We start from the raw sequence: 25,592 nt of genomic DNA, 5'->3' as shown, positions 1-25,592 counted from the left end.
CGGCGGCGGTCGTAACCTGGCACGGTGAGCGAGATCGAGATCCGGGAGCGGCGCTTCGACGCGCCCGAGTCGCAGGCGCTGATCCGGGCGGCGCTGGCCGACCTCGGCGCCCGGTACGGCGGCAGCGGCGACGAGACCCCTGTCGACGCGGCCGAGTTCACCCCGCCGGACGGCGCGTTCCTCGTCGCCTACCTGGACGGGCGGCCGGTGGGCTGCGGCGGATGGCGCAGCCACGGCGAGGACGGCGACACGGCCGAGCTGAAGCGGATGTACACCGACCCGGCGGCCCGGGGCCGGGGCGTGGCCCGCGCGGTGCTCGGCGCGGTCGAGCGGTCCGCCCGCGACCACGGCCGCAAGCGGATCGTGCTGGAGTGCGGCGACAAGCAGCCCGAGGCGATCGCCATGTACACCTCGGCCGGCTACGAGCGGATCCCGAACTTCGGCTTCTACAAGGACGCCCCGGGCTGCCTGTCGTACGGCCGCACGCTCTAGCCGACCGAGATGCGGATCTCGCTCGCGGCGCGGCGGGCGGCGTTCGCGGCCTCGTCCGGGGTGGCGCCCCAGGCCATCAGGTGCCCGCTGCGGTGCGCCGAGGAGAGCAGCTCCGGCACTGTCTGACCGACCTTCGTCTCCACCTGCACGTCGAGCACGCCCGGCACGCGCAGCGCGTCGCGCCTGCCGTCCACGGCGGTGACCCGGCCGGGCGGCGCGATCAGGAACTCGATCGCCGCGGCGCCGGTCGCCCGCGCCGGCAGCGCCGGCCGTTCGCCGCGCAGGATCCGCAGGTACGCCTCGATGACGTCCCGCTCGTAGGCGATCGAGATGAGCGCGGTGATCATGTCGCCGGGCATCCGGGCCGCACACTCCACGAGCGTCGGCACGCCGTCGGCGAGGATCCATTCGCTGTGCAGCATGCCGCTGCGGAAGCCGGCCGCCTCGGCGAGACGTACCGCTGCGGCGCGCAGCGCGTCGTGCGCGTCGGCGGGCAGCGCGGACGGCACGGTGTGGCCGGTCTCCACCGGGTAGCGGCCGCCGGCGATCCGCTTGTCGGTGACGTTGGCGAAGACCACCTCGCCCTCGGCCACGAGCAGCTCCACGCTGTGCTCGGTGCCGACGAGCAGTTCCTCGACCAGCACACCCGTGGGCAGGCCGCGCTCGGTGGCCTCGGCCGGGTCGGGCGGGGCGGCGCTGGCCGCCCAGCGGGCCGGCACCTCGGCCGGGTCGGTGATCAGCTGCACGCCCAGGCTGCCCGAGCGGCGGGTGGGCTTGAGCACGCACCGCCCGCCGTGCGCCTGCGCGAACTCCACCGCCCGCGCCGGGTCGTCGACCAGCTCGTACGCCGGGTTCGCGAGTCCGATCCGGTCGGCGAGCAGCCGCATCCGGTGCTTGTCGGAGAAGACGTCGGCGGCCTCGACCCCGGCGCCGGGGAGGCCGAGCCGCTCGGCGAGCCGGGCGGTGGCGCCGACCGCGTACTCCAGGCCGGGCAGGACCAGCCGGGCGTCGGCGAGGCCCGGCTCACGGGCGAGCAGGGCGTCCGGGTCGAAGCCGGTCTGGTACTCGGCCGCGACGAGGCGCCCGATCATCGGCAGCCGCTCGGCGAACCGGGCCAGGTCGCGGCGGGCGATCACGTCCGGCTCCTCGACCAGCACCACGCTGCCGCGCGGCAGTTCCTGGTCGAACCAGCTCAGTGAGCCGAACGACGCGCCCACCACCACCAGTTGCTCGCGACCCAGATCGAGGTCCACCGGTCATCCTCCCCACGGCTCGCGCCGGAACCGGACGGCCGGCGCAGCAGCACCCTAACCGGCTCGTACCAGCGGGTCGCCGTACGGTCGGTCAGGGGTGCGGGGACGGTCGGTGGATACCGGGCGACGGACCGCCGGGACACGACAGAAGCCGGCGGACCCCGAAGGGATCCGCCGGCGACCGACGATGTTCCGGTGGCGCTACCGCGTCAGGCGCGGGTGACCTTGCCGGCCTTGATGCACGAGGTGCAGACCTGCAACTTCTTGGTGGTGCCACCACCGGCCGGGGTACGCACCGACTGGATGTTCGGGTTCCAGCGGCGGTTGGTCCGCCGGTGCGAGTGGGACACGTTGTGGCCGAAGCCCGGCCCCTTGCCACAGACGTCGCACACGCTAGCCACGGGATACTCCTGGGATTGAAACGTTCATGAGGTCGCCGCCAGGCGCTGCCCGGGCAACCTGGTCAGGTTACCCGATGACAGTCGGTACGCCCAACCGGCCCTTTCGCGAGCCCACCCAGCGTACCGGCGTCCCGGCCGGGCCGTCGGCCGGGGCGGACACGCGGCGGACGACCCCGGCGCGTGTCGGTGTGCGCCAGTAGGCTTCCCGACGTGCTGGAGACCCTCGACGCCGCAGCGGTACGCCGCTGGTGCGCGAGCGGGCTGACCGCTCTCCGGGCCCACCAGGGCGAGATCGACGACCTGAACGTCTATCCGGTGCCCGACGGCGACACCGGCACCAACCTGGTGCTCACGTTCACCTCGGCCCAGCAGGCCCTGGCCATGGATCTCGGCACCCTTCCCGACGACGGGCACACCCCGCACGGGCACGCCTTGCGGCTGATGGCCCGGGGCGCGCTGCTCGGGGCGCGCGGCAACTCCGGCGTGATCCTCTCGCAGATCCTGCGCGGCCTCGCCGACACGCTCGCCGCCGTGCCCGCGGTGCGCGGGCGGCAGCTCGCCGACGCGCTGGCCGACGCCACCACCGCCGCCTACGCCGCTGTCGCCCGGCCGGTCGAGGGCACGCTGCTGAGCGTGGTCGCCGCCGCGGCCCACGCGGCCCGCCGGGCGGACAGCGACGACCTGCGCGCCGTGGCCCGGGCCGCCGCCGAGGCGGCGGCGCACGCGCTGGCGCGTACCCCCGAGCAGTTGCCGGAGCTGGCCCGCGCGGGCGTGGTCGACGCCGGCGGGCGCGGCCTGTGCCTGCTGCTGGACGCGCTCGTCGAGGTGATCACGGGGGAGAGCCCGGGGCAGCCGGCGTCCGCGCCGCCCGCCCGCCGCGCGCCGGTCACCGCCGTGCGGGAGAGCGGCTCCGACGCGTACGCCTACGAGGTGCAGTACCTGCTCGACGCGACCGACGAGGCGGTGAACCGGCTGCGCGCCGAGCTGGACGCGCTCGGCGACTCCGTGGCGATCGTCGGCGACGGCGCCGGCACCTGGAACGTGCACGTGCACGTCAACGACATCGGGGCGGCGGTCGAGGCGGGCGTGGTCGCCGGCCGCCCGCACCGGATCGGCGTGACCCGCTTCGCCGACCAGACCGCCCCGGCACCGGGGCCGCAGGTGGCGCTGCCCGACGGGCGGGCCGCCGTGGTGGTGGCCACCGGCGCGGGCATCGCGGAGCTGTTCGCCGCCGAGGGCGCCGTGGTGGTGCCCGCCAACCCGTCCACCGGTGAGCTGCTCGACGCGATCCGGGCCACCGGCGCCGCCCGGGTGGTGGTGCTGCCGAACGACCCGAACACCCAGTCGGTGGCGAGCGCGGCGGCCAAGGAGGCGCACGGCCTCGGCATCAAGGTGAGCGTGGTGCCGACCCGCTCGCCGGTGCAGGCGCTCGCGGCGCTCGCCGTACGCGATCCGAAGCGGCGGTTCGAGGACGACGTCATCGCGATGGCCGAGGCGGCCGGCGCCTGCCGGTACGCCGAGGTCTGCCACGCCGCCCGGGAGGCGCTCACCGTCGCCGGCCCGGCCCGCCCGGGTGACGTGCTGGCCCTGGTCGAGGGCGAGGTGCACCTGATCGGGCAGGATCTGGTCGACACCTGCACCGCAGTGGTGGACCGGATGCTCGGCGGTGGCGGCGAGCTGGTCACGCTGCTCTGCGGCGCCGACGCGCCGGCCGGGCTGGCCGACCGGGTCCGCGCGCACGTCGAGGGGGCCTGGCCGTTCGTCGAGGTGCAGGCGTACGAGGGCGGGCAGCCGCACTATCCGCTCCTGGTGGGGGTCGAATGACTGGTGAAGCGGCCACTGTGGACACGCCGCTCAAGAAGCTGGTCGGCGAGCGCACCGCGAAGGCGCTGGCCGGGCATCTCGACCTGCACACCGCGGGCGACCTGATCTACCACTTCCCGCGCCGGTACGACGAGCGCGGCGAGCACACCGACATCCGCTCGCTCGACGTGGGGGAGCAGGTCACGGTGCTCGCCCAGGTGCAGCGCACAGCGGTGCGCCCGATGCGCCAGCGGCGCGGCAACCTGCTGGAGGTGACCGTCGGCGACGGCTCCGGCGGCGTGCTCACCTGCACGTTCTTCGGCAACCAGGCGTGGCGGGAGCGGGAGCTGCGGCCCGGCCGGTGGGGGCTGTTCGCCGGCAAGGTGACCGAGTTCCGGGGCAAGCGGCAGCTCAACGGCCCGGAGTACGTCCTGCTCGGCGAGGGCGGCGAGGGCGAGGCGGCCGCAAACGAGGAGGTCGAGGAGTTCGCCGGGGCGCTGATCCCGGTCTACCCGGCCGCGGCGGCGGTCCCGACCTGGGTGATCGCCCGCTGCGTCCGCGTCGTGCTCGACACGTTCACCCCGCCGGAGGACCCGCTGCCGGCCACCGTGCGGGCCACCCGCAACCTGGCCGACATCGGCACCGCGCTGCGCGAGATCCACCGTCCGACCAGCAAGGAGGCGCTCTACCGGGCCCGCCGCCGGCTGAAGTGGGACGAGGCGTTCGCCGTGCAGCTCACGCTGGTGCAGCGCAAGCAGCGGGCGGCGGCGTCGCCGGGGCGGGCCCGGCCGGCGAAGGCGGGCGGCCTGCTCGACGCGTTCGACGCCCGGCTGCCGTACGAGCTGACCTCCGGCCAGCAGGTCGTCGGGCGGGAGATCGCCGCCGACCTGGCCCGGCCGCACCCGATGCACCGGCTGCTCCAGGGCGAGGTGGGCTCCGGCAAGACGGTGGTGGCGCTGCGCGCCATGCTCCAGGTGGTCGACGCCGGTGGGCAGGCCGCGCTGCTGGCCCCGACCGAGGTGCTCGCCGCCCAGCACCACAGGGGCATCCTCGACCTGCTCGGCCCGCTCGGCCGGGCCGGTGAGCTGGGCGCCGCCGACGACGCCACGCGGGTGGAGCTGGTCACCGGCTCGCTCGGCGCGGCGGCCCGGCGCCGGGCGCTGGCCGAGGTGGCCGAGGGGCGCGCCGGCATCGTGCTCGGCACGCACGCCCTGCTCTACGAGGGCGTCGACTTCCACGACCTCGGCCTGGTCGTGGTGGACGAGCAGCACCGCTTCGGCGTGGAGCAGCGCGACGCGCTGCGCGCCAAGGCCGAGCAGCCGCCGCACGTGCTGGTGATGACCGCCACCCCGATCCCGCGCACCGTGGCCATGACCGTCTACGGCGACCTGGAGACCTCCACGCTGTCCCAGCTCCCGCAGGGCCGCTCGCCGATCGCCTCGCACGTGGTCCCGGCCGCCGAGAAGCCGGCGTTCCTCGACCGGGCCTGGCGCCGGCTGCGCGAGGAGGTCACGAAGGGCCACCAGGCGTACGTGGTGTGCCCGCGTATCGGTGAGGGGCCAGTGTCGGACGAGGAGCCGCCGCGGGAGGACGACAACGGCCGCCGCCCGCCGCTGGCGGTGACCGAGGTGGCCCCGCTGCTGGCCGAGGGGCCGCTGCACGGGCTGCGGATCGGGGTGCTGCACGGGCGGCTGCCTGCGGACGAGAAGGACGCGGTGATGCGCGCGTACGCCGACGGCGAGCTGGACGTGCTGGTCGCGACCACAGTGGTCGAGGTCGGCGTGAACGTGCCGAACGCAACAGTGATGATCGTGCTGGACGCCGACCGGTTCGGCGTCTCCCAGCTGCACCAGTTGCGCGGCCGGGTGGGCCGGGGCTCGGCCGCCGGTCTCTGCCTGCTGGTCACCGAGGCGGCCGAGGGTTCGTCCGCGCGGGAGAGGCTGGACGCGGTCGCCTCCACCACCGACGGCTTCAAGCTCGCCGAACTCGATCTGGAGCAGCGCCGGGAGGGCGACGTGCTGGGCGCGACCCAGTCCGGCCGGCGTTCGCACCTGCGGCTGCTGTCGCTGCTGCGCGACACCGAGCTGATCCGCGACGCGCGGGCCGAGGCGATCGAACTGGTCGAGGACGACCCGGATCTTTCCCGGCATCCGGCGCTGGCCGCGTCGGTCGCCGCGCTCGTCGACGAGGAGCGCGCCGAATACCTGGAGAAGGGCTGAGGCGCGGGCTCGCACGGCGTCCCGGTGCGGCCTCGCGGGACTGCGGCACGCGCGTCGCGTGCCTAGGCTCGCGCAGATGTCGACACCATCACTCGAACACGGCGTGCTGCTTCTGACCCGGGGCGACGAACTCGCTGTGGACCGGGTCGCCGGAGTCGCCGACGAGGCGTCCGGCCGGCTGTGCACGGCGGCGACGCGGTTCCAGATCGCGTCGATCAGCAAGCAGATGGCCGCAGTGGCGGTGCTGCTGCTCGCCGAGCGGGGGGCGCTGAGCCTGTCCGATCCGGTGGTACGCCGGCTGCCCGGCACGCCGCCGCCGGAGTGGTCCGGCATCACGCTGCACCACCTGCTCACCCACACCTCGGGCCTGGGCCACTGGGAGGACTACCCGGCGATCGACCTGCACGGGCCGGCCGAGCCGGACGAGCTGCTCGACCGGTTCGCGGCGCTGCCGCCGCTGTTCCGGCCCGGCGCGGGGTGGCACTACAGCAGCCCCGGCTACGTGCTGCTGGCCCGGACCGTCGAGCGCGTGGCCGACCGGCCGTACGCCGAGTTCCTCGCCGACGAGGTCTTCGCGCCGCTGGGCATGACCGGTAGCTTCGCCGGCGCGGGCGACGGACGGCCGGACGTGGCGGTCGGACACGTGGGCGGCCGTCCGGTGCCGTCGTGGGACCTGGCGACCGTCAGCATGGGCGCGGGTGACGTCTGGTGCACCGGCGCGGACCTGCTCACCTGGCTGGACGTACCGCGCCGGGGCCGGCTGCTCGCCCCGGACCCGGTGGCGGCGATGACCGCGCCGCACGCGCCCACCGGACGGTCCGACGAGGCGTACGGCTACGGCTTCTTCGTCGGCCCGCTGGCCGGCCGGCGGGCGTTGCACCACTCGGGGGACAACGGCGGCTACAAGGCGTTCGCCGCCTGGCTGCCCGACTCCGACCAGCGGCTCGTCCTGCTGACGAACCGGGCCGAGGTCGATCCGCGAACGATCACGTCGGCGCTCGACACCCCCGAGGCGCGGTGATCCACGCGAGGTTCGGCCGGGCGGGTGGCCGACGCGTCACCGGGCCGGGCGTCGCGTAGCGTCGGGGCATGCGCAGGGAGCGACGGTGACCCGGATCGTGGCCGGCACGCTCGGCGGCCGGCGGATCGCCGCGCCACCAGGCGCCGGCACCCGTCCCACCTCGGACCGGGTCCGTGAGGCGTTGTTCAGCGCCGTGCACTCCCACGTCGACCTGGACGGGGCGCGCTTCGCCGACCTGTACGCCGGTTCCGGCGCGGTCGGTCTGGAGGCGCTGTCCCGGGGCGCGGCCCACGTCCTGCTCGTCGAGTCCGACGCGCGGGCCGCCCGGGTGATCCGGGAGAACATCGCCGCGCTCCGGGCCGCGCCGGCCGCGCGCCTGGTAACCGGCAAGGTCGCCACCGTGCTGGCGGCCGGGCCCACCGACGGGCCGTACGACGTGGTCTTCGCCGATCCGCCGTACGCGGTGCCGGACGCCGAGATCACCGCGATGCTGTCCGCGCTGGTCGACGGCGCCTGGCTCGCCCCGGACGCCCTGGTGGTCGTCGAGCGGTCCAGCCGTACCGGACCGGTCACGTGGGTGGAAGGTGTCACTCCGGAGCGCAGCAGACGTTACGGCGAGACCACTCTTTGGTACGGTCGCCGATCATGAGACGTGCGGTCTGCCCGGGCTCGTTCGACCCGGTCACCAACGGACACCTCGACATCATCGGCCGGGCCAGCCGGTTGTTCGACGAGGTGATCGTCGGAGTGCTGGTCAACCAGTCGAAGCAGGGCCTGTTCACCGTCGAGGAGCGGATCGCCATGCTCCGCGAGGTGACCGCCTCGTACGACAACGTCCGGGTGGAGTCGTTCCGCGGCCTGCTCGTCGACTTCTGCCGCGCCCAGCAGGCGAGTGTGCTGATCAAGGGCCTGCGTGCGGTGAGCGACTTCGACTACGAGCTGCAGATGGCGCAGATGAACATCGGCCTGGCCGGCGTGGAGACGCTCTTCATGCCGACCAACCCGCTCTACTCGTTCATCTCGTCCAGCCTGATCAAGGACGTGGCGAAGTGGGGCGGCGACATCTCCGCCCACGTCCCCGACCTGGTCCGAGCCCAGCTCGCCACCCGCCTCCGCCCCTGACCCCCGCCCGCCCTCCCCCCACCCCCGCGATCTTGCACTTTCGGCCCGGACATTCCTCCCGCAAGGGACGAGTGCCGGGCCGCAAGTGCAAGATCGCCGAGTGGAGGGTGGGGGAGGGCGACGCGCCGGGTGGGGCGGGTGGGGTGCTTGTGGCCCGGGCGCGACATGATGTCTGCAGCGCCGAGACGGGGCGTAGGCCGCATGATGGAGGGCGGCCGACGAAGACAGGAGTGAGGTACCGGTGGACCCGCTCGATCGCATCGACGAACTCATCGCCATGGTGGAGCAGGCCCGCTCCGTCCCGATGTCGCGCAACAACTGCATGGTCGACCGGGGCGAGATGATCGCCACGCTCGACGAGCTGCGCGCGGAGCTTCCCGCGGACCTGCGCCGGGCCGCCGCGCTGCTGGAGGAGCGGGACAAGATCATGGAGGCCGGCAAGCGCGAGGCCGACCGGATCATCAGCGAGGGTGAGGCGGAACACGCCCGGCTGGTCTCGGTCAACGAGATCACCGTCTCGGCCGAGCACGAGGGCGCCCGGATCATCGCCGAGGCGCGGGCCGAGGCGCAGCGCCTCCGCGAGGAGGTGGACGACTACGTCGACACCGCGCTGGCGAACTTCGAGCAGTTCCTCACCCGGGCGCTGGCCTCGATAGAGCGCGGCCGGGACAAGATGCACGCGCTGCGCGAGATCGGCACCTTCGCCGGGGACGAGCCGGACCGCCCGCTACCCTTCTGAGCGGCGCGCAGGCCGGTCGCCGACAGCCGGCTGCCGTCGAGCCGGAGGTGAGCCCCGGTTCGACGGTCCGCCCACCTGGCAGGTAACCTTCTTTGTCGGCCTCTCAACGGCCGGAGTCTGACTATGCCCAAACACTCGCCAAGCACACTCGACCCCAGGTCGCCGCTGGTTCTCGACACGAGGGAACTGCCGCGCCGACCTGGCGCGTTGCGTACGCACAAGCGGGTCGTGCCGGCACCGGCGGACCTCGGCGTGGAGTTGATCGGTGTGCCGGAGGGCGCGGACCTCGACCTCGACCTGAGGTTGGAGTCGGTGTCCGAGGGCGTGCTCGTCTCCGGGACCGTCTCCGGTCCCGTCAAGGGCGAGTGCGGCCGCTGCCTGCGCGAGATCGACGACTCGTTGGCCGTGACGATCCAGGAGCTGTACGCGTACGAGAACAGCGCCACGGACGACACGACCGACACCGACGAGGTGGGCCGGATGCAGGGCGATCTGATCGACCTGGAGCCGGCGTTGCGGGACGCGGTGGTGCTGGCGCTGCCGACGAATCCGCTCTGCCGGGAGGACTGCCCAGGCCTGTGCCCCGAGTGTGGGGTGCACTGGGACGATCTGCCGGCCGACCACAGCCATCAGCAGGTCGACCCGCGTTGGGCGAGCCTGACGCAACTGACCCGTACAGAGGAGTAAGAACCGTGGCCGTCCCCAAGCGCAAGATGTCGCGCAGCAACACCCGCGCCCGCCGGGCGAACTGGAAGGCCTCGGCGGTGGCGACCGTGGCCTGCCCGCAGTGCAAGTCGGCCAAGCTGCCGCACGCCGCCTGCTCCGTCTGCGGCACCTACAACGGCCGTCAGGTCCTCGAGGTCTGACCCGGCCGCCGAGTGACGTCCCCGACCACCGGTCGGGTGACGCGCGCACCAAGGCTCTCGCCCGGTGCCCCGGCTCCCGCCACCGCCGACCGGCTCACGGCCGGCGGACCGTCGGAGCCGGGCACCGCGCGGATCGCCGTCGACCTCCTCGGCGGGGACGATGCTCCCGCCGTCGTGGTTGACGGCGCTCTGCGAGCGGTACGCACGGATCCCGCCCTGCACCTGATGCTCGTCGGCCCGATCGAGGTGGCCGACGAGCTGATCGGTGCGCTCGACCCGGCTCAGCGCGCACGGGTCACGGTCCGCCCGGTGCGGACCGCCGTCGGCATGGCCGACCATCCCACCGCCGCCCGCGGCGAGAGCACGGTACGCACCGCCGTGCAGGCGGTCCGCGACGGGCTCGCCGACGCGGTCGTCTCCGCCGGCTCGACCGGTGCCACAGTCACCGCCGCCGCGCTCGGCCTCGGCCGCTGGACCGGGATCCGCCGCCCGGCGCTCGCCGCCACGCTGCCCGCCGTCGAGGGGCCGGTGGTGCTGCTCGACGTCGGCGGCACGCTCGAACCCGGCCCGGCCACGCTGGCCCGGCACGCCCTCCTCGGCGCCGCCTACGCGTCGGTGGCCCACGCCGTCACCGCACCCCGCGTCGGGCTGCTCTCCGTCGGCCTGGAGACCGGCAAGGGCGACCGGCTGCGCCGCGTAGCCGCGCCCGCGCTCGCCGCCGCGCCGCTGCCTTGCGACGGCCGCTACGTCGGCCTGGTCGAGGGGTACGACATCTCGCTCGGCACCCGCGCCGACGTCGTGGTGACCGACGGCTTCACCGGAAACGTCCTGCTGAAGGCCATCGAGGGCGCGTACGCCATGGCCGGCGGCCCACCGTCACGCGGCGGCGCCCCACGTGCCGCCGCGCTGCTCGGGGTGGGCGGCACCGTGGTGGTGTGCCACGGCGCGGCCGGCTCCGAGGACGTCGCCTCCGGTATCGCGCTCGCGGCCCACCTGTGGCGCCGCGACGCCGCCGGAACGGTCCGCGCCCTGCTCGCCGACATCCCGCACGATCTCGCACCTGACCGACACGACACCGAGGTAGCACCATGACCAACGACAAGCGGCGGCGTGCTCCCGTCGGCCACCTGGAGGCGGCCTTCGGGGTGTCGCTCGACCCGGAACTGCTGGAGCGCGCGCTGACCCACCGCTCGTACGCGTACGAGAACGGCGGCCTGCCCACGAACGAGCGGCTGGAGTTCCTGGGCGACTCGGTCCTCGGCGTGGTGATCACCACAGCGCTGTTCCACAACCACCCCGACCTGCCCGAGGGGCAGCTGGCGAAGCTGCGCGCCAGCGTGGTCAACATGCGGGCGCTCGCCGACGTGGCGCGTGGTCTCGGCCCGGACGGGCTGGGCGCGTACCTGCTGCTCGGCAAGGGTGAGGAGGCCACCGGCGGGCGGGACAAGGCGAGCATCCTGGCCGACACGCTGGAGGCGCTGCTGGGCGCGATCTATCTCCAGTACGGCCTGGACACCGCCGCCATCGTCATCCACCGGCTGTTCGACCCGCTGATGGCCGAGTCGGCGGGCCGGGGCGCGGCCCTGGACTGGAAGACCAGCCTCCAGGAGCTGACCGCCGCGCTCGGGCTCGGCGTGCCCGAGTACCGGATCGAGGGCACCGGGCCGGATCACCTCAAGACGTTCACCGCGTGGGTGGTGGTGGCCGGCAACCGCTACGGCGGCGCGGAGGGACGCAGCAAGAAGGAGGCCGAGCAGCGCGCGGCCGAGTCGGCCTGGCGGACGCTCACCGAGCAGGCCGAGGCGGAGGCGGCGGCACAGGCCGAGGCGGAGACGAGCCCGCAGGTCCAGGACGACGCGACGGACGTCGAGGCGGGCGCGGGCCGTGCCTGAGCTGCCCGAGGTCGAGACCGTCCGGGTGGGACTCGCCCAGTGGGTGATCGGCCGGCGGATCGCCGCCGTCGAGGTACGCCACCCCCGGGCCGTACGCCGGCATGCGCCCGGTGGCGCGCACTTCGCCGACGTGCTCGCCGGCCGGACGGTCACCGGCGTGCAGCGCCGGGGCAAGTACCTCTGGCTGCCGCTGGACAGCGGCGACGCGGTGATCGGCCACCTCGGCATGTCCGGCCAGCTGCTGCTGCAGCCGGTCGGGGCGGCCGACGAACTGCACCTGCGGGTCCGGTTCCGATTCGCCGACGACGGGCCGGAGCTGCGCTTCGTCGACCAGCGCACGTTCGGCGGGCTGTCCGTGTCCGAAGGTGGGGCGGAGTTGCCCGCCGAGATCGCCCACATCGCGCGCGACCCGATGGACCCGGAGTTCTCCGACGAGGCGTTCGTGGCGGCGCTGCGGCGCAAGCGTACGGAGATCAAACGCGCGCTGCTCGACCAGACGCTGATCTCCGGAGTGGGCAACATCTACGCCGACGAGGCACTGTGGCGGGCGAAGCTGCACGGCACCCGCCCGGCCGACGCGCTCACCCGTCCCGCCGCGCTGCGGCTGCTCGGGCACGTGCGGGACGTGCTCGCCGAGGCGATCAAGCAGGGTGGCACCAGCTTCGACGAGCTGTACGTCAACGTCAACGGCGAGAGCGGCTACTTCGACCGGTCGCTGAACGCGTACGGCCGGGAGGGGGAGCCCTGCCCGCGCTGCGGCGCGCCGATCCGGCGGGAGGCGTTCATGAACCGGTCCTCCTACAGCTGCCCGCGATGCCAGCCGCGGCCCCGGGGCACCCTCCGGGGATGACCCCGAGCCGGTTCGGGGTTGCGCCCGTGTGCTTCGCCCGACGGTCCCCGGAGACGCGCCGGAGCGTACCCGGAGATGCCCTTTTCCGCCCGGTCCGCGCGGCCGGTTCCGGCCGCGTGGACCTCGTCCGCCGGATCGGGGACGAGCGGGGGCCGTTCCCCGATGTCGGGGCCCCGCCTGCTGCCTAGCGTCATCTGGGGTCGGCACAGGGCCGGCATCAGGAGGGTGGAACCCGGGACATGGGCAGGCGACCGGTGACCGTGCGGCTGGCACGGTGGAGTGCGGAGCATCCGTGGCGCGCGATCGCGTTGTGGGTGGTCTTCGTGGCGGTGTGTTTCGTGGGCGGCAGCGCCGCCGGGCTGAACGAGGCGACCGACGAGGATCAGGCGATCGGTGAGTTCGGACAGGCACAGCTGATCGTCGACAGTGGCGGGTTCGACCGGCCGGCGACCGAGAACGTGCTGATCACCGCCCGCTCGGGTTCGCTCGACCAGGCCGCGGCGAAGGCCGCCGCGCAGGACGCGGCGGACCGGCTGCGGCAGGTCGACGGCGTGGCCTCGATCGGTACGCCGATGCCGTCGCGCGACGGCAGCGCGCTGCTGGTGCCGATCACCATGTCGGGCGACCCGGGCACCGCCGGTGACCGGGTGCAGCCGCTGCGGGACACCACCGCGAAGGTGCAGGACGCGCACCCGCAGCTACGGGTGGAGCAGGTCGGCGGCCCGTCGATCGACAAGGCGCTCGACGACACGCTCGGCAAGGACTTCAAGCGCGCCGAGCTGCTCAGCCTGCCGGTGACGCTGGCCATCCTGATCATCGCGTTCGGCGCGCTGATCGCCGCCGGGGTGCCGGTGCTGCTGGCGCTCTCCTCGGTGGCCGCCGCGATGGGCCTCTCCACACTCGCCTCGCACCTGGTGCCGGCCACCGACACCACCGCCAGCGTCATCCTGCTGATCGGCATGGCGGTCGGCGTTGACTACTCGCTGTTCTACGTGCGGCGGGAACGGGAGGAACGGGCCAAGGGCCGATCCGGACTGGACGCGGTGGAGATCGCGGCGGAGACCTCCGGGCACGCCGTGGTGGTCTCCGGCACCGCTGTGATCATCTCGATGGGCGGTCTGCTGCTCGCCCAGGACGCGATCTTCTCGTCGCTGGCGGTCGGCTCGATCCTGGTGGTCGCGGTCGCCGTGATCGGCTCGCTCACAGTGCTGCCGGCGCTGCTGGCGAAGCTGGGCCGCTGGGTGGACCGGCCGCGGGTGCCGCTGCTGTGGCGCCTCACCGCGCCGCGTGACGGGCAGCCGGCCCGGCCCCGGTTCTGGCCGGCGGTGCTCAAGCCGGCGCTGCGCGCGCCGGTGGCCACGCTGCTGATCTCGGTCGCGCTGCTGCTCGCGCTCGCCGCGCCCGCGCTCGGTATGAAGCTGAAGTTCCCTGGCCCGGAGGACGTGCCGCGCACCACGGCGGCCATGCAGGCGTACGACCGGCTCACCGCGGCCTTCCCGAGCAACGGCACCAGCCACACGGTCGCCGTGCGGGCACCGGCCGAGCAGGCCGACCGGGTGCGGGCCGCGCTCACCGACCTGGCCGGCCGTACCGCCGCCGACCCGCTCTTCGCGCCGGCCGAGGGGGACGGCCCGGAGATCCAGGTGTCGGCGGACCGGCGGGTGTCGGTCCTGGAGGTGGCCACGCCGCACGCCAGCCGCTCCGACGAGGCGTCCCGGTCGCTGCACGAGCTGCGCGAGGACCTGGTCCCGGCCACGCTCGGCGGCATCCCGGGCGTGGAGTACGCGGTCGGCGGCGGCGTGGCCGCCAGCGAGGACTACGCCGCCCACATCTGGGCGAAGCTGCCGATCGTCGCGGCGTTCGTGCTGGCGCTGACGTTCCTGGTGATGGCGTGGACGTTCCGGTCGATGGTGGTGGCGCTGACCTCGATCGTGCTGAACCTGCTCTCGGCCGGCGCCGCGTACGGGCTGCTGGTGCTGGTCTTCCAGAGCACCTGGGCGGAAGGGCTGCTCGGCTTCACCTCGATGGACGCGATCGTCACCTGGCTGCCGCTGTTCCTGTTCGTGGTGCTGTTCGGACTGTCGATGGACTACCACGTCTTCGTGGTCAGCCGGATCCGCGAGGCGGTCGACCGGGGGATGCCGACCCGGGAGGCGGTGGCGCACGGGATCACCTCGTCGGCCGGGGTGGTGACCAGTGCGGCGGTGGTGATGGTGGCGGTGTTCTCCATCTTCGCCACGCTCAGCATGATCGACTTCAAGCAGCTCGGCATCGGCCTGGCGGCGGCGATCCTGCTGGACGCCACGATCATCCGCGCGGTCGTGCTGCCCTCGGTGATGACGCTGCTGGGTGACGCGAACTGGTGGGCGCCGCGGTTCATGCGCCGCCGTACGCCCACCCCGGCGGTCGAGCCGCCGCCCGCCCCGGCGCCGGAGCTGGTCGGCGCCCGCTGAGCCCGAGCGGACCCGCCCCGGCGCCCAACCGGAAGTGCCGAACAGCTTGACATCTGTTCCGGCTCGTGCCGGCCGCTGAGAAGGCATTCGTGTTCGCGCGGTATACCTGAGAGTCATAAGTATGACTCTCAGGTATACCGCCTTCCGTGCATCTGTTCGCCGCTGAGGGTGACGGAGAGTGTTGGCAGCTTTCGTACCGGATGATCGTCATCGGCGCCCCGCTCCCCGGCGAGCGGGGCCGCCGGGGTTGTCACGGCAGGGCGCACGGCTCCCGCCAGGCGTCCAACTGGCGGTCCTTGCGGATCGAGGCGAAGCCGTAGCCGACCGAGGTGACGCAGAAGTCCGCCGGCTCGCCGGTGTACTCGACGTGGAAGACCGGCTTGCCGGCGTCGACGAACGGCAGCAGCTTCGCGCACTCGCGGCGGCGTACGCACTCCTGGTTGACCGCGAAGTCGAAGTCGGGGGCCAGCGCGGCCACCTGCGGCACGTCGTCGACCAGGCCGGGGGAGAGGTCCAGCTTGCGGGCCAGCCCGGCCAGCCGGCGGTTGAACAGCAACTGGTCGTCGAAGTCCAGCGGGAAGCCGGAGCGGTGCCGGTAGCCGTCCGCGTCGGCGAGCGCCACCGCGCCGAAGCCCTTGCCCCGGCACAGCCGGAACCGGTCGGCCAGCACCGGCGCGAGCGCGTCCCAGCCCCGTACGTCCAGGAAACGGCTCCCCGGCCGTCCCGGCACCGCCGCGCCGCGTACGGCGGCGGGGAAGCGGGTGGCGTCCGGGTCGTCGGCGGCGTACGTGCCGACCCGGACGTGGCAGACCAGCCGGCGGCTCTGCTCGCGCAGCTCGGCGGTCTCGGCCGAGGTGGTCGCCACCGCGTCGAGGAGGAAGACGTCGGCGTCGACCGCCACGTCCACCGGGGTGGTGAGCTGCCACTGCCACCGCCAGCGGTCGGCCTGCGCGGCCGGCCAGGGCGTGGGCGCGCCGGGCGGCGTGATCGGCCGGCGGCAGGCCGGCACCGGGGCGAGCAGCAGCGCGGTCAGCGCGAGCGCCACGCCCCGGCGCGGGCCACGTCGGCGGACGTGGGCCGGCCGGGAGCGCGGCGCGGCCCACACCGGTCGGATCCGCATCGACAGCTCCCCGGACGCGGGCGGCCCGACGCCGCCCCCGACCGGTCAACGAACGCCGGGCCGGTCACGACGCGCGGTCAGCTCGGGGTGGCGAAGACCTGCGTCCAGTACGGCCCGTTGCTGCGCGCCACGCCCACCCCGATCTGGGTGTACGAGCAGTTGAGGATGTTCTTCCGGTGGCCTTCGGAGTTCATCCAGCCCTCCATGACCGCCGCCGGGGTCTGGTAGTTCCAGGCCACGTTCTCGCCCACCATGCGGTAGCTGTAGCCGGCGGCCTTGACCCGGTCCCAGGGCTGGCTGCCGTCGCTGCCCGTGTGGTCCATCTTCTTGTGGTCGGCCTGGTCCTGGCTGTGCCGCTGGGCGGCCAGGTTCAGCTTGGCGTTGACCGTGAGCGCCTTGCAGCCGGCCTTCGCCCGCTCCTGGTTCACGATCGTGACGACCTTCTGGAGTTCGGCGCTGAGCCCGGTCGTGGCGGTGGCCTTGGTGCTCGTGGAGCCGCCGCCCGACGTGCCGCCGCTCGGGGCGCTGCTGCGCTCCTGCTGCCGCGACGGGGCGGTGCTGCGGCTCGGCTTCGGGGTGGCCTTCTTCGTCGGGCTCGGCACGACGGTGGTCGGTACGGCGGACGGGCTCGCCGACTCGGGCGCGAGCGCGTCGGCGGGCGCCTCATCGGTCCCGTCGGGCGCCTGCGGCGCGGCGGCCACCGGCGCGTCTGCGGAGGTGCGCTTCGTGCCCTGGTCGTCGCCGGGCAGCAGGACGGCGCCCACGCCGAGGCTCACCACGAGCGTCGCCGCGGCGGCGGCCCCGCCGATCACGAGTGGCCGGGACAGGCGCCGCTTCGGGCGCTGCCGGTCGTCGGCCGGGGTGTCGGTCGCCGGCTGCCAGGTCGCGGTGGGCTGTTCCCAGCCACCGGCCGGCTGCTCGTGCCCCTGCCAGGCGGTGGGCTGGTCCTGGCCCTGCCACGCCGCGGGCTGCTCGTGGCCCCGCCACGCGGGCTCCTGGCCGTGCCACGCGTCGGTCGGCTGCTCCTCGCCGTTCCACCTGTCCCGGGCCGGCGGGTACGAGCCGGCGGGTCCGTAGGCCGGGGGTGCGCTCTCGGGGCGGAAGCCCCCGGCGGCCGGCTCGACGCCGTGACCGGCGGGCCGCTGCTGCGCTTCGTCCCCGAACAGGTACGACGACCGCGGCTCGGGCCGGTCGCTGAGCCACGCCGGACCCTCGTCGGTCGGCGGCTCGGGACGCCGGCGGGCGCCCTCCGGTTCGATCGGGTCGTTCCAGCGGTACACGCCTGTCCCCTCCACGGGTCGGTTGCGGGCCGGGGTGACGCTACGGGCGCACTCCGAGCTGCGGCAACGTGGCTAAGAAAGAGTTAAGGCGAAGCCGGCGGCAAGGATGAGTCGTTCACACATTCCCGGCGTACAGTAAAGGCGTCCGGACAGAGCGTGTCCGCGCCTTGTGGCAGCCCCCCGGCGAGTGGACCGGCCGACGTGGAGATGATCTACGGCCTTGGTCAACTTGACGAAGGAGGGGGTTTCGGCTCAATATGTAGGTGTCGCCAGTCGCGCCCAGCCATGCCCCGATGCAGTGGGAATGGCAGCCGCGAACATCATGGGCGCGCGTTGGCCGGCCTTTCCGGCAGCGCACATCAAGGAGTCAGCATGGCGAAGGCCCTCTACGGCCACGTAAGTGCAGCGCCCGACCGGCGTCTGCTCGACGAGGTCACCCGACTGCGTGCCAGGGTTCAGGCACTGGAGTTCGAGATCACGCGTCTGCGCGCCGACAACGATCGGCTTGCGGCGGCAGCGGCGGAGGCCGATGACCTCCTCCGTCTGGCCGAGCCCGCACTGACCTGATCTCCAGTTGTCGGAAAACTGAATCGCACCACACCGAAAAGCGCGCCGACACTCAAGTGCCGGCGCGCAGCCATGTGCGGACCCCTTTTCGTCGCCGGCGTCGCAATTCTCGATCTTGCGGAACCGTCCGGAATTGCGCCCGGTAATTGTGATCATGCATTTCCGTTCCGCCCGCGACCGCGGGGCGGAGAGCGGACAGCCGGTCCGGCGGGTGGGTCGCGTGGCGGCGGCGCCCCGGTCCCGGGTTAGTCTGCGGGTTCACCAGGTCCGCGCAGCCGGCGACGGTACGGCGGCCACCGGACGAGGATCGAGAAGGTGCATCTCAAGAGCCTGACGGTGAAGGGCTTCAAATCCTTCGCCTCCGCCACGACGTTGAAGCTGGAGCCCGGGATCACCTGCGTGGTGGGCCCGAACGGCTCCGGCAAGTCCAACGTCGTCGACGCCATCGCCTGGGTGCTCGGCGAGCAGGGCGCCAAGGCGCTGCGCGGCGGCAAGATGGAGGACGTCATCTTCGCCGGCACCGCCGGACGGGCGCCGCTGGGCCGGGCCGAGGTCACCCTCACCATCGACAACACCGACGGCGCGCTGCCGATCGAGTACACCGAGGTCTCCATCACCCGCCGGATGTTCCGCTCCGGCGAGAGCGAGTACGAGATCAACGGCGACTCCTGCCGCCTGCTCGACATCCAGGAGCTGCTGTCCGACTCGGGCATCGGCCGCGAGATGCACATCATCGTCGGGCAGGGCCGGCTCGACGGCATGCTGCACGCCAAGCCGGAGGACCGGCGGGCGTTCATCGAGGAGGCGGCGGGCGTCCTCAAGCACCGCAAGCGCAAGGAGAAGGCGCTGCGGAAGCTCGACGCGATGCAGACCAACCTCAACCGCCTGACCGACCTCACCGCCGAGCTGCGCCGCCAGCTCAAGCCGCTGGGCCGGCAGGCCGAGGTGGCCCGCCGCGCCGCCGGCATCCAGGCCAACCTGCGCGACGCCCGGCTGCGGCTGCTCGCCGACGACCTGCACACGCTGCGGACCACACTCGACAAGGAGATCGCCGACGAGACCGCGCTGCGCGAGCGGCGCGAGCTGATCGAGGCCGAGCACGGCGAGGTGCAGGGCCGCCTCGGCGAGCTGGAGGCGGCGCTGGCCGAGGACGCGCCGCTGCTCGCCGCGGCGCAGGACACCTGGTACCGCCTCTCCGCGCTCCAGGAGCGGTTCCGCTCGATCGAGCAACTGGCCCGGGAGCGGCTGCGTCACCTCAGCGCCGCCGGCGACGACGAGCGCCCCGGGCGCGACCCCGAGCAGCTGGAGGCGGAGTCGCGGCGGGTCCGCGAGCAGGAGGAGGAACTGCGCGCGGCGCTCACCGAGGACCAGATCCGGCTGGCCGAGGCGGTCGAGCACCGCCAGGAGCTGGAACGGCAGCTCGCCGCCGCCGAACGGGAACTGGTCGCTGCGGCCAAGGCGATCGCCGACCGGCGGGAGGGGCTGGCCCGCCTGACCGGCCAGGTCAACTCCGCCCGGGCGCGGACCACGAGCGCCGGCGAGGAGATCGAACGGCTCGCCGCCGCGCACACCGACGCGATGGGCCGCGCCGAGAAGGCGCAGGCGGACCTGGACGCGGTCGCCGAGCAGTCGACCGAAGCGGACCGGGACAACGCCGACCTGGACGCCCGGCACGACGAGGCGGTGGCCGTCCACGAGCGGGCCCAGGCGGCGGTGCGCAGCCTGGCCGACGGGGAGCGCGCCGCCGAGAAGGACGCCGCCACCTGGAAGGCCCGCGAGGAGGCGCTCGCCATGGGGCTGCGCCGCAAGGACGGCGCAGGGGAGCTGCTGGCCCGCGCCGACCAGGTGCCGGGGCTGCTCGGCAGCCTCGCCGGGCTGCTCACCGTCGCCCCCGGTGACGAGGCGGCGCTCGCCGCCGCGCTGGGCGGCCTGGCCGACGCGGTGGCGGTCAGCGGTGTGGACGAAGCGGTCGAGGCGATGCGGCTGCTCAAGATCTCCGACGCCGGCCGGGCCGGGCTGCTGGTCGGCAGCCCCGCCGGGCCGGGCATGGACGGGCCCGCCGACGCGTTGCGCCCGAAGCTGCCCGAGGGCGCCCGCTGGGCCCCCGACCTGGTGGAGTGCTCGCCCGCGATCCGCCCGGCCGTGCACCGGGCGTTGCGCGACGTGGCGCTCGTCGACGACCTGGCCGCCGCGTCCGCGCTCGTCGCCGCGAATCCGGAGCTGCGCGCTGTCACGCCCGACGGCGACGTGGTCGGGGCGTACGCGGCGGCGGGCGGGTCGGCCAAGGCGCCCAGCTTCATCGAGGTGCAGGCTGCCGTCGAGGAGGCGCGGGCCAACCGGGCCACCGCCGAACGCACCGCCGCCGAGCTGCGCGAACAGCTCGCCGAGGCGCGCGCCGAGGTGGCCGCCGCCAAGGAGGCGGTGCAGCACGCCGCCGCCGCCAAGCGGGAGGCGGAGAGCCACCGCAACGCCGCCGCGCGCCGCCTCGCCGAACTGGGCGCCGCAGCCCGCTCGGCCAAGGCGGAGACCGACCGGCTCGGCGAGTCCCGGGCACGCGCCGAGGCGGCCCGGGAGCGGGACCTCGCGGCGCTCGCCGAGCTGGAGGAACGACTGCGGCTGGCCGAGGCCACCCCGCTCGACGCCGAACCCTCCACCGAGGAGCGCGACCAGCTCGCCGCCATGGTGCCGCAGGCACGGCAGAACGAGATGGAGGTCCGGCTCGCGGTGCGTACCGCCGAGGAGCGGGTGGCCTCGATCGCCGGGCGGGCCGACTCGCTGGCCCGGCAGGCCACCGCCGAACGGGCGGCGCGGGAGCGCGCCGCGGCCCGGCGCGCGGCCCGCACCCGCGGCGCCCAGATCGCCCGGGCCGTGGTCGGCGGCGCCCGGGAGGCGCTCACCCGGCTCACCGTCTCCATCGCCCGGGCCGAGGAGCACCGCGACGCCGTCGCCCGCGAGCGCGCCGCCCGCGAGGCCGAGCTGTCCGAGGTACGCGGCGCGGCCAAGCGCCTCGCCGCCGAGCTGGAACGGCTCACCAGCCAGGTGCACCGCGACGAGGTGGCCCGCGCCGAGCAGCGGATGCGCATCGAGCAGCTGGAGGCCAAGGCCGCCGAGGACTTCGGGCTGGACGTGCCCACGCTCGTCGCCGAGTACGGCCCGGACCGGCTGGTCCCGCCCACCGACGCGGACGTGGCGCTCGCCGAGAAGGAGGGCCGGCCGGTGCCCGAGCCGGTCCGCTACGAGCGGCCGGTGCAGGAGAAGCGGGCCGCCAAGGCGGAGCGGGAGCTGGCCCTGCTGGGCAAGGTGAACCCGCTCGCGCTGGAGGAGTTCGCGGCGCTGGAGGAGCGCTTCAAGTTCCTCTCCGAGCAGCTGGAGGACCTCAAGGCGACCCGGCGTGACCTGCTCACCGTGGTCAAGGACGTGGACGACCGGATCCTGGAGGTCTTCGCCAGCGCGTTCGAAGACACCGCACGGGAGTTCGAGCAGGTCTTCACCGTGCTGTTCCCCGGCGGCGAGGGCCGGCTCGTGCTCACCGACCCGGAGGACCTGCTCACCACCGGTGTCGAGGTCGAGGCCCGCCCGCCGGGCAAGAAGATCAAGCGGCTCTCGCTGCTCTCCGGCGGGGAGCGGTCGCTGACCGCGGTGGCGATGCTCGTGGCGATCTTCCGCGCCCGGCCCAGCCCGTTCTACATCATGGACGAGGTGGAGGCGGCGCTCGACGACGTGAACCTGGGCCGCCTGATCACACTGCTGGCGCAGTTGCGGGAGAAGAGCCAGCTCATCGTGATCACGCACCAGAAGCGGACCATGGAGATCGCCGATGCGCTCTACGGAGTGACAATGCGCGCCGGTGTGACCCAGGTGATCAGCCAGCGGCTCAACCGGGCCGACGACGAGGAACAGGTGACAGACGAGTGAGTCGGGAACGCGCCACGGCGCTCCTGGTGGACTTCGACGGCGTGCTGCGCCGCTGGGATCCGGCGGTGGCCGCCGGTGTCGAGCGGGAGTACGGGCTGCCCGAGGGCGTCCTCGGTGAGATCGCGATGTCCTGGGGGCTGCTCCAGCCGGTGCTCACCGGCCAGGTCAGCCACGCGAAGTGGATGGCGAGCGTGGCCGACGCGCTGACCCCGACGATCGGCGACCCGGAGCGGGCCCGGGCGGCGGTGGACCAGTGGCAGAGCTACCGCGGCGAGGTCGACCCGGACGTGCTGGCGTTCGTCCGCGAGGTGCGGGCCGCGGGCGTACGGGTGGGGCTGGGCACCAACGCGACCGACCTGCTCGACGCCGACCTGGCCGCGCTGGGTCTGACCGGAGAGCTGGACGTGATCGTCAACTCCTCGGTCGTCGGGGTGCACAAGCCGGCGAAGGAGTACTTCCAGGCCGCCTGCGAGGCGCTGGAGACGCCGCCGGGGCGGGTGCTGTTCGTCGACGACGAGGACCGCGCGGTGGCCGGCGCCCGGGTGGCTGGTCTGTCCGCGCACCGCTGGAGCAGCCCGGCCGACCTGCGGTACCTGCGGGCGGCGCTGGCGTACTGAGCCGGACGGGCCCCGTGTACCGCCCGGCTCGTGCGCCGCTCACCGCAGGCCCGGCACCTCGGTGACCGTGAACGGCGGGGCGGGCGTGGTCGCGAAGAGCTGACTGTCCACCCAGAGCAGTCGGCCGGCGTCGCGCGCCACCGAGGTGGGCGACCGCTGGATGCCGACCGGGCGGGACCGGTCGACCACCTGGGCGGTACGTAGTTCCTGGTCGAGCCGGGCCAGGTTCACCAGGAACCGGGTGCCGCCGGCGCCGTCCGGTTCGTTGACCACGCCGTAGAGCCGGTCCCCCTCCAGCAGCAGGCCGTCCGCGCCCATCCGGCCACCGCTCACCTCGACCTCGGTCACGGACCGGTCGGCGAGGTCGACCCGGAACAGGCGCTCGCCGCCCTGCTCCGCGACGAGGGCGACCCGGCCCGACGGGTCGACCACGATGCCGTTGAGGAAGACCGGGACGGCCGGGAAGTCGTCCGGACCCACCCAGGGGGCCAGGGCGCCGACGCGCCCGCCGGTGAGCCCGGCCCGCCACACGGTGCCGGTGGCGGAGTCCGTGACGTAGACGGCGTCTTCGGTGACCGCCAGGTCGTTGAGGGCCGCGCCGGGTGCGGCGGCGCGGCGGGCCAGCAGGGTGCCGTCCGGCGCGTACACGAAGAGCGTGCCGGTCGTCCAGCCGGCGACGAGGACGCGGCCCCGGCGGTCCACCCGGACCCCTGCGGCGCTGGTCCGGCCGTCGGCGCCGGGGGCGAGGAACGGGCGCAGCCCGGCCCGGCGGGTGTCGCCCCGGTAGACCGCGCCGGTGGCCGAACTCGTGACGTACATCGTGCCGCTGACGGTTACCGCGAGCCCTTCGGGCAGCACGCCGGGCGCGCGGGAGACGACGTAGGTGTCGGGACGGACGTCGGTGGGGGCGGGCCGGGGTACGCCGACGGTCACCGCCGTCAGGACCGCGGCGGCCGCCGCAGGGAGTGTCTTCACGCCACGCAGCGTCCGGCGGCGCCGGCCCGCCCGGAAGCCCCTTTCGGCACGGGCCGAAAGGTGGCTACCGTTCGCCGGTGACCACCCTGCGACTCAACGCCGCCGACCTGAGCCGCACCGTCCTGCGGTCCGAACCGGCGGTGCTGGTCGAGCTGGCGATGGCCGCCCAGCGGCTGGTCCTGGCCGACGTGCCGGAGCACCTCGCCGGGTGGCGGACCCGGACCCGGGCGGCGTTACGCCCGGAGATGCGTTCCTACCTGGACCTGTGCCGGACGCCGTACCTGGTGCCGGACCTGGTGACCCCGCCGGTGTTCGACGGCGGCCTCGACGCCCTGCTGGACCGGGTCGCCGGCACCCCGGACGAGGTGCTCGCCGCAGAGCTGGGCCCGCTGGTGGCGTCCGGCGCGCTGCCCGCCCGGGTGGCGCCGCTGGCCGCCGGGGAGCCCGCCGCCCGGGCCCGGCTGCGGGCCGCGATGCGCGCCTTCCACGGCGTGGCGCTCGCGCCCTACTGGTCGGAGATCGAGGGCGCGGTACGGGCCGACCGGGCGGTACGCGGCCACACGCTGGCGGCCGGCGGCCTCGACCGGGTGTTGCGCGATCTCAGCCCGTACCTGGCCTGGGCCGAGACGGGGGAGCACTACGCGCTGTCCTACCGGTGCGCGGTCGCCGACGACGTCGAGGTGGCCGCGGGCGGCCGGGGCCTGACCCTGCTGCCCTGTCATCTCGCCCCGCAGCCCTACCTGCTGGCGGACCCGGGCGGCCCGCTGGTGCTGGTCTACCCGATCCGGCCGGGGCGGCGTGAGCTGGGGGCCGGGGCGCCACTGGCCGACCTGCTCGGGCGGACCCGGGCGGCCGTGCTGGCGGCGACCGCCGACGCTCCCGGCACCTCCCAGCTGGCCCGCCGGGTCGGCGTCTCCGCGGCCACCGCCAGCGAGCACGCGGCGACCCTGCGGGCCGCCGGGTTGATCACCACGCGGCGGGACGGCGCGGGGGTGCGGCACTGCCTCACCCCGCTGGGCGAGCAGGTGCTGCGGGCGGGCGGCCCGGCAGGGGTCAGGCCCCGGTGACGCCGTCGATACGCTCGCGGATCAGGTCGGCGTGGCCGTTGTGCCGGGCGTACTCCTCGATCATGTGCATGTAGACCCAGCGGACGCTCATCGTCCGAGTCTCGGCGGTGCCGTCCCGGCGGGGGCGCCGGAAGGTCTGATCCAGGGAGAGGGCGGCGGCGGCCTGCCGGGCGGCGACCTCGGCGAGGTAGGTGGCGAAGGTCTGCTCCGGGTCGGCGTCGGCGACCGCGTTCAGGTCGGCGTCCGGGTCTTCCTGGTCGTCGTAGAGGCCGGGTGCACCAGGGTGTCGCGGTGGTGGTCGAGCCAGCCTTCGAGCATGGTGCGCTCGTCGGCGACGTAGGGCTCGTGGCGGCGGTCGATCTCGGGTGCGGTCCAGGTCATGGGCGCAGATGTTAAGAGGGGCCCCCTGTACAACGCGAGGCGTTAACAGGGGGCCCTTCCTTACACCCTCAGGGGACCACGACGACCGGCCAGCGGCCGGTGCGCACGAGCCGGGTGGCGACCGAGCCGACCAGCTTGTGCCCGGCCTGCTCCGAGGAGCCGACCACCACCATGTCGGCCCGGTGCTCGTCGGCGGCCCGGCACAGCTCGGTGTAGGCGTCGCCGCGCCGGCACAGGAACGTCACCGGCAGGTCCAGTTCCTCGGCCCCGCGCCGGCACTCGGCACGCAGCTCGTCGGCCAGCTCGTCGTGGGTCTGCTGGACCGCCCCGGCCACCACGCCGGAGAGCATCGAGCTGTACGAGGCCGGCGAGCTGACGAACACCGCCACCAGCGTGGCGCCCTGCCGCCGGGCCAGGCCGGCGGCGTACGCGGCGGCGCGCATCGAGGTGCGGCTGCCGTCCACGCCGACGAGCACCACCCGTGGCCCGTCCGTACCCCGTTCGTAGGGGAGCGGCCGGGTCCGCGGGCCGTACCGCTCGCGCTCCGCGGCGTCCATCG

Annotated in this window: 23 protein-coding genes and 1 pseudogene; 17 read left to right on the top strand and 7 right to left on the bottom strand. The window is 74.3% G+C overall.

The genetic code is table 11. The features are described 5' to 3' along the window. The first annotated feature begins 24 nt into the window (after positions 1–24). Positions 25–492, top strand: a complete 468-nt coding sequence (locus tag FB455_RS11055) for a GNAT family N-acetyltransferase (protein ID WP_013474345.1) — start codon at positions 25–27, stop codon at positions 490–492. On the opposite strand, the gene FB455_RS11050 is transcribed toward FB455_RS11055, so the two are convergent. Together FB455_RS11050 and rpmB are read right to left on the bottom strand one after the other, a co-directional pair. After that, positions 489–1,745 carry an ATP-grasp domain-containing protein gene (locus FB455_RS11050; RefSeq protein ID WP_145753210.1) on the bottom strand — a complete coding sequence of 419 codons (1,257 nt, stop codon included), beginning with the start codon at positions 1,743–1,745 and terminating at the stop codon, positions 489–491. The genes FB455_RS11055 and FB455_RS11050 overlap by 4 nt on opposite strands. A gap of 209 nt (positions 1,746–1,954) precedes the next feature. Continuing rightward, complete coding sequence (gene rpmB / locus FB455_RS11045; protein ID WP_013284551.1) at positions 1,955–2,146, bottom strand: 50S ribosomal protein L28; 192 nt, start codon at positions 2,144–2,146, stop codon at positions 1,955–1,957. A 210-nt stretch (positions 2,147–2,356) separates the two neighbouring features. Here rpmB and FB455_RS11040 point away from each other — a divergent pair, with 210 nt between their 5' ends. From FB455_RS11040 to FB455_RS10985, 12 genes are all read left to right on the top strand, one after another. Beyond that, a complete protein-coding gene (locus FB455_RS11040; protein WP_013474347.1) occupies positions 2,357–3,970 on the top strand; it encodes a DAK2 domain-containing protein in 1,614 nt (537 codons plus the stop codon). Beyond that, positions 3,967–6,168, top strand: a complete 2,202-nt coding sequence (gene recG / locus FB455_RS11035; protein WP_013474348.1) for an ATP-dependent DNA helicase RecG — start codon at positions 3,967–3,969, stop codon at positions 6,166–6,168. The genes FB455_RS11040 and recG overlap by 4 nt, the downstream gene beginning before the upstream one ends. Before the next feature lie 76 nt (positions 6,169–6,244). Continuing rightward, the gene (locus FB455_RS11030; RefSeq protein WP_145753208.1) at positions 6,245–7,189 is read left to right on the top strand and encodes a serine hydrolase domain-containing protein; all 945 of its coding nucleotides are present in this window, start codon (positions 6,245–6,247) and stop codon (positions 7,187–7,189) included. Between the two features lie 85 nt (positions 7,190–7,274). After that, entirely contained in the window at positions 7,275–7,838 is a 564-nt protein-coding gene (gene rsmD, locus FB455_RS11025; protein WP_013284555.1) for a 16S rRNA (guanine(966)-N(2))-methyltransferase RsmD, read from the top strand. Then, positions 7,835–8,311, top strand: coding sequence for a pantetheine-phosphate adenylyltransferase (coaD, locus tag FB455_RS11020; RefSeq protein ID WP_013284556.1), 477 nt, complete (start codon positions 7,835–7,837; stop codon positions 8,309–8,311). Before rsmD ends, coaD begins: the two co-directional genes overlap by 4 nt. A 241-nt stretch (positions 8,312–8,552) precedes the next feature. Next, entirely contained in the window at positions 8,553–9,050 is a 498-nt protein-coding gene (locus tag FB455_RS11015) for an SPFH domain-containing protein (RefSeq protein ID WP_013284557.1), read from the top strand. A gap of 123 nt (positions 9,051–9,173) precedes the next feature. Then, complete coding sequence (locus FB455_RS11010; protein WP_145753206.1) at positions 9,174–9,737, top strand: YceD family protein; 564 nt, start codon at positions 9,174–9,176, stop codon at positions 9,735–9,737. 5 nt (positions 9,738–9,742) lie between these two features. After that, positions 9,743–9,916: a 50S ribosomal protein L32 gene (gene rpmF, locus FB455_RS11005; RefSeq protein ID WP_030500827.1), complete on the top strand. Its 174-nt coding sequence runs from the start codon at positions 9,743–9,745 to the stop codon at positions 9,914–9,916. A gap of 132 nt (positions 9,917–10,048) precedes the next feature. Beyond that, on the top strand, positions 10,049–11,008 hold the full coding sequence (locus FB455_RS11000; RefSeq protein ID WP_030269999.1) for a fatty acid synthesis plsX protein: 960 nt from the start codon (positions 10,049–10,051) through the stop codon (positions 11,006–11,008). Further along, positions 11,005–11,808 (top strand): ribonuclease III, encoded by an 804-nt coding sequence (rnc, locus tag FB455_RS10995; RefSeq protein ID WP_145753204.1) that lies wholly within the window; start codon positions 11,005–11,007, stop codon positions 11,806–11,808. Before FB455_RS11000 ends, rnc begins: the two co-directional genes overlap by 4 nt. After that, positions 11,801–12,658, top strand: a complete 858-nt coding sequence (gene mutM / locus FB455_RS10990; protein WP_013284562.1) for a bifunctional DNA-formamidopyrimidine glycosylase/DNA-(apurinic or apyrimidinic site) lyase — start codon at positions 11,801–11,803, stop codon at positions 12,656–12,658. Before rnc ends, mutM begins: the two co-directional genes overlap by 8 nt. Before the next feature lie 239 nt (positions 12,659–12,897). After that, positions 12,898–15,111: an MMPL family transporter gene (locus tag FB455_RS10985; RefSeq protein ID WP_013284563.1), complete on the top strand. Its 2,214-nt coding sequence runs from the start codon at positions 12,898–12,900 to the stop codon at positions 15,109–15,111. 250 nt (positions 15,112–15,361) lie between these two features. Here FB455_RS10985 and FB455_RS10980 read toward each other — a convergent pair whose 3' ends face one another. Both FB455_RS10980 and FB455_RS10975 read right to left on the bottom strand, forming a co-directional pair. Further along, positions 15,362–16,231, bottom strand: a complete 870-nt coding sequence (locus tag FB455_RS10980; protein ID WP_145753202.1) for an endo alpha-1,4 polygalactosaminidase — start codon at positions 16,229–16,231, stop codon at positions 15,362–15,364. Between the two features lie 77 nt (positions 16,232–16,308). Then, positions 16,309–17,511, bottom strand: coding sequence for a CAP domain-containing protein (locus FB455_RS10975; RefSeq protein ID WP_145753200.1), 1,203 nt, complete (start codon positions 17,509–17,511; stop codon positions 16,309–16,311). Positions 17,512–17,883: 372 nt separating this feature from the next. Between FB455_RS10975 and FB455_RS10970 the strand changes: the two genes are divergently transcribed. The 3 genes from FB455_RS10970 to FB455_RS10960 all read left to right on the top strand — a co-directional run bounded on the left by FB455_RS10970 (position 17,884) and on the right by FB455_RS10960 (position 22,610). Continuing rightward, positions 17,884–18,078, top strand: a complete 195-nt coding sequence (locus tag FB455_RS10970; protein ID WP_013284566.1) for a hypothetical protein — start codon at positions 17,884–17,886, stop codon at positions 18,076–18,078. Between the two features lie 315 nt (positions 18,079–18,393). Further along, the gene (gene smc, locus FB455_RS10965; protein ID WP_013284567.1) at positions 18,394–21,993 is read left to right on the top strand and encodes a chromosome segregation protein SMC; all 3,600 of its coding nucleotides are present in this window, start codon (positions 18,394–18,396) and stop codon (positions 21,991–21,993) included. After that, positions 21,990–22,610 (top strand): HAD-IA family hydrolase, encoded by a 621-nt coding sequence (locus FB455_RS10960; protein WP_145753198.1) that lies wholly within the window; start codon positions 21,990–21,992, stop codon positions 22,608–22,610. The genes smc and FB455_RS10960 overlap by 4 nt, the downstream gene beginning before the upstream one ends. Before the next feature lie 39 nt (positions 22,611–22,649). On the opposite strand, the gene FB455_RS10955 is transcribed toward FB455_RS10960, so the two are convergent. After that, positions 22,650–23,585, bottom strand: a complete 936-nt coding sequence (locus tag FB455_RS10955) for an SMP-30/gluconolactonase/LRE family protein (RefSeq protein ID WP_145753197.1) — start codon at positions 23,583–23,585, stop codon at positions 22,650–22,652. Between the two features lie 77 nt (positions 23,586–23,662). Between FB455_RS10955 and FB455_RS10950 the strand changes: the two genes are divergently transcribed. Then, complete coding sequence (locus FB455_RS10950) at positions 23,663–24,652, top strand: helix-turn-helix domain-containing protein (protein ID WP_013474359.1); 990 nt, start codon at positions 23,663–23,665, stop codon at positions 24,650–24,652. Here the strand turns inward: FB455_RS10950 and FB455_RS10945 are convergent. After that, a pseudogene (locus FB455_RS10945) lies at positions 24,639–25,033 on the bottom strand (mycothiol transferase). The gene FB455_RS10950 and the pseudogene FB455_RS10945 sit on opposite strands and share 14 nt — an antisense overlap. 68 nt (positions 25,034–25,101) lie before the next feature. Continuing rightward, positions 25,102–25,590, bottom strand: coding sequence for a universal stress protein (locus FB455_RS10940; RefSeq protein ID WP_145753195.1), 489 nt, complete (start codon positions 25,588–25,590; stop codon positions 25,102–25,104). Between the last annotated feature and the right edge of the window lie 2 nt (positions 25,591–25,592).

Source organism: Micromonospora sp. CNZ296 (assembly GCF_007827635.1).
This window is presented reverse-complemented; position numbering and strand designations above follow the sequence as displayed.